The sequence below is a fragment of the Actinomyces sp. MRS3W genome (assembly GCF_032465695.1).
In the GTDB taxonomy this organism is placed as follows: domain Bacteria; phylum Actinomycetota; class Actinomycetes; order Actinomycetales; family Actinomycetaceae; genus Actinomyces.
Map to the genome: position 1 here is coordinate 1 of NZ_JAWDJJ010000028.1, position 5,938 is coordinate 5,938.

Sequence of the window (5,938 nt, forward strand, 5' to 3'; positions counted from 1 at the left end):
GCGGGGAGCAGGCCCTCGAGCTTGACGTCGACGGTCACCGAGGAGGCCTTGGCATGCCGGGCCACATTCGACAGTCCTTCCCGCACAACCGCGACGATATCGTCGGCCAGGTCCGGGTCGACCGCGGAGTCGATCATGCCGATGAGCTCGTCCTCCCGGTCCCGCTGCGCCTGCGCGAGGCCATGACCATCGACGGTGAGGATGAGGGAGGGGGCGAAGCCCAGCGAGGTGCGCGCCAGTGAGGCCTCCCGACGCAGCCGTTCCACCACGCTCACGTCCTCGTCCCGGTCCCGCAGCGAGCGCACGATCGAGCGGATCTGCCGCACCGAGTCGTCGACCGCCACCAGGGAGGCATCCAGCGCCTCGCAGGCCACCGACATGTCCATGCCGCTGGCGGCGCCCTCCTCACGCAGCCGGTCACGGGCCGCGGAGATCTGCATACCGGTGGCGAACAGCTGCTGAATGGCCAGGTCATGCAGGTCACGGCCGATGCGGGCGCGCTCATCCAGCAGCGTGGCCATCTCCTCCGCATGTTGAGCGTCGGCCAGCTCAAAAGCCATGGTTGCCTGCCCGGCCACCAGCTCGGCGATCTCCAGGTCCTGCTGGGTGAACCTCTCGGCGCCCTGGGCGCGCAGCAACAGCATGACCCCCACACCGCTGCCGCGGTGAATCATGGGCGCGTACAGGGCCGGACCGAACTGCATGAGTTCCTCGACCAGCAGGTCCGCGGCCCCCCACGCGTCGGCCAGCGAGTCCTCAATGAGGCCAGTCTGGTGCGTCAACGTCTTGAGGGCGCGGCCCTCGGGCGGGAAGAAGGTGCCGATGAGCTCGTCGGCGTGCTCGCCGTCGGCAATCTCGCAGATCCAGGTGTCGCCCACACTCGGCAGCACCAGGGCGGAGGTGTCCGCGTGAGCGACTTCGCGCACGCGACGCGCAATGAGGGTGAGCGCGTCGTCCTCGTCGGCGCCGGACAGCAGCAGGGTGGTCAGCTCCTGGGAGACCGCCATCCACTGCTCCCGGTCACGGGCCTCCCGGTACAGGCGTGCGTTTTCCAGCGCGACGGCGGCGGCTTCGGCGAGTGTGAGCACCGCGGTGACATCCGCGTCGGTGAACCCGCCGCGCTTGTCGCACAGATACAGGCGTCCGTAGATCTGCCCGTGGACCCGCACCGGGGCGGACAGGACGCAGCCACAGCGTCCCGGGCCTTCGGCCCCGGCCGGCAGGTTGCGGATGACGACGCCGGACTCCTCCGGTCCGGTCACAGGAGCGCCCACCAGCATGTTCGCCAACTCCTCGGCGGAGGCGGTGGCGGTGCCGGTGGTCAGCGAGGTGGCGGGGTCGGGGTGCCCGGGGACGGCGATCGTCCCCCAGGCGGCGCCCGTCAGCGCGCAGGCGGAGTCCACCAGCCGACGCAGCGCCTCGGGCACCTTGAGCGAACTCGTCAACCGCAGCGCGGCGCGGAACAGGCCGACGCTGCTGCCGGCCCCGGCGGCGTCGGCCCCGGCGGCGTCTGCGGGCGTGGGTGCAAGGGCCGTGGACGGGGGCGTGGTCATGGTCGTGTCAGACATGTGTCTCCTGTTCCAGGGACCAACGGTAGTCGGGGTCGGTGGCGACGAGCTCAGCATGGGTGCCGCGTCGCAGCACGGTGGCGGGCGCATCGGGGGTGGCATGGTCCGGCCGGCCCAGTATGAGAACCTCGTCGGCGGCGCCGAGCGCCGACAGCCGGTGGGTGACGACAAGCACGCCCCGCGCGGCCGGGTCCGCGGTTGCCCCGGCCGGGTCACGGGCGGCGACGCCGGCGGCCAGCAGGTCCCCGATCAGCCGATCCGCGGTAGCGACGTCGAGATGCTCACCGGGCTCGTCCAGCAGCATAAGAGGTGCCGGCGCGGCCAGGGCCCGGGCCAGCAACAGGCGCCGGCGCTCTCCGCCGGAGATGGTGGTTGCCCCCGATCCCAGGTGGGTGGCCAGCCCGTCGGGCAGAGCGGCGAACCAGTTGCCGAGTCCGGCGCGCTGCAGTAGTGCCACCGCCCGGGCACCGGTCAGTGCGCCGTCGGCGACGCGCAGGTTCTCTACAACGGTGGTGTCGAAGACGTGCGCGTCCTCCGCAGTCAGGGTGACGCGCCCGGCCACCTCGGTCCGCTCGGCGCCCCAGGGAGCGACGCCGTCGAGGGTCAGTTCGCCGCCGCGCGGCTCCAGCAGCCCGGCCAGAGTGAGCAGCAGCGTGGTCTTACCGATGCCTGACGGCCCCACCACCGCCAGGCGCCGTCCCGGGGTCAGCTCGAGGTCGATGTCGGCGGCGATGATCGGTCCGCCCGGCCAGCCGACCGCCAGGTTCCGGGCCCGCAGGCGGGGGCCGTCGACGACGGCGGGCAGCGGGTGCGGGGCGGGCAGATCCGTCGCGCTCGCCTCGGCGTCCTCAATGAGGGCGACGATGCGCACTGCCGCACCGGCGGAGGTCACCAGTTGAACGGAGGCCGGGCCCAGCGCGGCAGACGCCTCAAAGGCACTGAGCGGCACCAAGGCGATGACGGCCAGCGACACTGGGGCCAGGCGGCCGTCGGTCACCGCCTGGGTTCCCACGAGCGTGTTGCCGAGCACCGCCAGCCCCATCGCCACCGTGTCGATGACGGCGGCGAGCGCTGCCGGCCGGGCGGCCCGATCCCGGGTGGCGGCCAGATGCGCCTCCAACCCGGCCAGATTGTTCATGAGGCGCGGCATGGAACCGGAGACGTTGAGCTCGTCGGCGCCGTCAAGGCCGGTCATGACGGTAGCGGACAGGTCGGCGGCCTGCTCCTGGCGGGCGAGCTCGGCGGCCCGGGCCGCCCGGATCGTCACCAGCGGGCCGGCCACGCCGGACAGCAGAAGGCAAACGGCCAGGATGATGCCAGCGGGGGCATACACCAGCGCCAACCCGAGGCTGGTGGCCGTCCCGAGCACAACGGCCACCCCCAGCGGCAGCAGAGAGCGCACCACCAGGTCACCGACGGCGTCGACGTCGGCGCCGACCCGGGTCAGGACGTCCCCGCGGCGCAGGCCGGCAACCGTGTCGGTGCGCGCGGCAGCCAGGATCTCGTACAGGCGGGTGCGCAGTGCGCTCATGCCGGCCAGTGCCGTGTCATGGGAGAGCAGGCGCTCGCAGTAGCGCAGCACGGAGCGGGAGATGCCGAACAGCCGCACCGCGACGGGCGCAACCCCGAGGGCAACGACGTCGGGGGTCTGCGAAGCACGGGCGATGAGCCAGGCCGCCACCGCCGACAGGCCCACCGCGCTAGCCAGCCCCAGGGAGCCGAGGACGACCGAGCCGGCGAAGCGGGCACCGCTGAGGTTGAGCAGAGCCACCGCGCGGCGCAGCGCGTGGCGCTCCGAGGAGGTCAGCGCGAGGTTCATCGCTCACCTCCGGCTGCGGCGGCGGGAGGGGAGACGACGGTGACGACGTCGTCGGCCAGCGCCACCAGCGCCTCCCGGTGGGCGATGACGACGACGGTGCGGCCGGCTTCGCGCAGGGCGGTGACGGCGTCGAGAACCTGTGCCTGGCTGGCGGCGTCGAGGTGGGCGGTGGGTTCGTCCAGGAGCACAAGTGGCGCCGTGGCGGCAAGTGCCCGGGTCAGGGCCAGACGCTGCCGTTGTCCGACGGACAGGCCGACACCGCCCTGACCGACGCGGGTGTGCCAGCCGTCGGGGAGGGCCGCGACCACGTGGTCGAAGCCGGTGGCCGCAGCGGCTCGGGCGACGGCGTGCGGGACCGGGGCGGTGGAATCGGCCGGGCTGGCTGGCGGCTGGGCGGAGGCCGGGCGGGCTGGCGGCTGGGCCTCAACGAGGTTGTCCAGGAGCGTGCCGGGCAGGATGACCGGGCGCTGCGGCACCCAGATCACCTGCTCCCACCAGGAGACGGGGTCGATGTCAGCCAGGTCGACGGTGCGCCCGTCGTCGGCGACCACCCGGATGCGGCCCCGGTCCGGGCGCAGCAGCGTCAGCAGCAGTTGGGACGTGGTGGTCTTGCCCGTCCCGGAGGGGCCGGTGAGCGCCACCACTCGGCCCGGGCGGATGACGGCGCTTAAACCTGCGGGCGCCCAGGAGCCGCGGGCCGCCACCGACACGTCGTCCAACTCGATGTTGCAGGTGCGCAGGTCGGGGGCGGGCAGCGTGCCTTGCGGCGGCGTCGGCGCCTCCAGGATCGCGAACACCGCCTCGGCGGCGGCCACCCCGTTGGTGGAGGCGTGGAACTGGAAGCCCACTTGGCGCAGGGGCTGATAGACCTCCGGGGTGATCATGATGACCAGCAGTCCCGTGGCCAGATCCATGCGCCCGTACAGCAGCCGGAAGCCGACCTCGACCGCGATGATCGCCACCGACAGGGTCGTAATGAACTCCAGCACGGCCCCGGACAGGAAGGCCACGCGCAGGGTGGACATGGTGGTGGCGTTGTAGGCGCGGCCGAGTTCGCGCACCCGCCGTGCAGGGCCGGCCTCGCGGCCCAGCGCCTTGAGCGTGGGCAGGCCCGCCAGCAGGTCGAGGAGCTGGCTGCCCAGCTGTTCCATGGTGCGCAACCGCTGCTCGGAGTGCTTCTGGGTGAGCCTGCCGATGAGGATCATGAACACCGGGATGAGCGGGATGGTGCAGGCCACGGCGACGGCGGAGGGCAGATCCTGGGTGAGCAGCACCAGGCCGGTGGCCGGGGTGACGGTGGCGGCCAGCAGCAATTGCGGCAGGTAACGGGTGAAGTACGGCTCAAGGTCGTCCAGGCCACGGGTCAGCAGGGTGGCGGTGTCGGCGCCGTGGAGCGCCCTCCAGCGCGGCCCCAGGGCGGCGGCCCGCTGCAAGACCTGGCGGCGCAGGTCGATGGTGACGTCGACGGCCGCCCGGTGGGCGCGCGACTCCTGTGCATACAGCACCAGGGCGCGGGCGGCGATCACCCCGGCCAGCAACAACACCGTGCCGCGGACGGCCTGTGCGGCTGCCTCGCCCGTGATGACGGGGGCGATGGCGTGGGAGATGAGATAGGCCTGGGCGACGACGAGCAACGCCGTCGCCGTGCCCGTGGCCGCGGTGGTGACGATGTAGCGCCGGGCCGCGCGTGCGTAGCGCATGAGGCGGGGGTCCAACGGCTTCACCCCATCAGGATAGTGGCAGATTGGGACTGTGGTCCCGGTACGGTCCGGCCCTCGGGCGCGACCGGCACGAGGGCCGGTGAGGGCACGTCATTTGTGCCGGTTTCGGCACGTTATTAGTGCCGGTTTCGGTGAAGGGGCGGGCGGCGGTCAGTGGCCGACGGCCTCGGGCTGGGCCGAGTCGCGCACCCGGGTCGGGTGCAGGCCCCCGACGTCGGGGTTGATTCTCTCGGCGTTGATGCGGGCCGAGAAGGTGCGGTAGCCCCAGATCGTGTAGAAGAGCACGACCGGCAGGAAGACGACGGCGACCACCGTCATGATGAGGAGCGTCGTGTCGGCGGAGGCCGCCTGGGTGATCGTCAGCGAGTAGGCGGGGTCGATCGAGGAGCGCATGAGGTCGGGCGCCATGGCGGTGAAGATGAGCGCCGCCACCGCGGCGATGGCCACGAAGTGCAGGCTGAAGGCGAGTCCCTGACAGCCCCGGTAGGAGCAGATGAGGGAGCCGACCAGCGAGACCGCCGCTGCGGCCAGGGGCAGCCAGACCCAGGCGGTGGCCGAGCAACGCGTCGCCCACACTCCCCAGATGGCGGCCACGGCCGTGGAGGCGAGTCCGGACCTGCGGGCGAAGGCAGCGGCCCGCACGGACAGGTCGCCGGCCGTCTTCAACGCGGTGAACAGGGCGCCGTGAGTGAGGAACAGCAGGCAGGTGGCGGCGCCGCCGAGCAGCGTGAAGGGCGTGATGAGGCTGAAGAACCCGCCGGTGACCAGGTGGGAGGCGCCGGCGAGCAGCGAACCGGCGGGAACCTCCGCGGCGGGCACCACCCCGCCGC

At 72.5% G+C, this 5,938-nt stretch carries 4 protein-coding genes; all 4 read right to left on the reverse strand.

Annotation, left to right across the window (positions count from 1 at the left end):
• Positions 1-1,568: GAF domain-containing sensor histidine kinase (locus RWX45_RS00775; RefSeq protein WP_316021889.1), on the reverse strand; the 1,568-nt coding region annotated here is incomplete at its 3' end.
• Positions 1,561-3,387, reverse strand: a complete 1,827-nt coding sequence (cydC, locus tag RWX45_RS00780; RefSeq protein WP_316021890.1) for a thiol reductant ABC exporter subunit CydC — start codon at positions 3,385-3,387, stop codon at positions 1,561-1,563. The genes RWX45_RS00775 and cydC, both read right to left, overlap by 8 nt.
• Entirely contained in the window at positions 3,384-5,087 is a 1,704-nt protein-coding gene (gene cydD, locus RWX45_RS00785; protein ID WP_316021891.1) for a thiol reductant ABC exporter subunit CydD, read from the reverse strand. The genes cydC and cydD overlap by 4 nt, the downstream gene beginning before the upstream one ends.
• 171 nt (positions 5,088-5,258) lie before the next feature.
• On the reverse strand, positions 5,259-5,938 hold a 680-nt coding region (locus RWX45_RS00790; protein WP_316021892.1), incomplete at its 5' end, for a cytochrome d ubiquinol oxidase subunit II.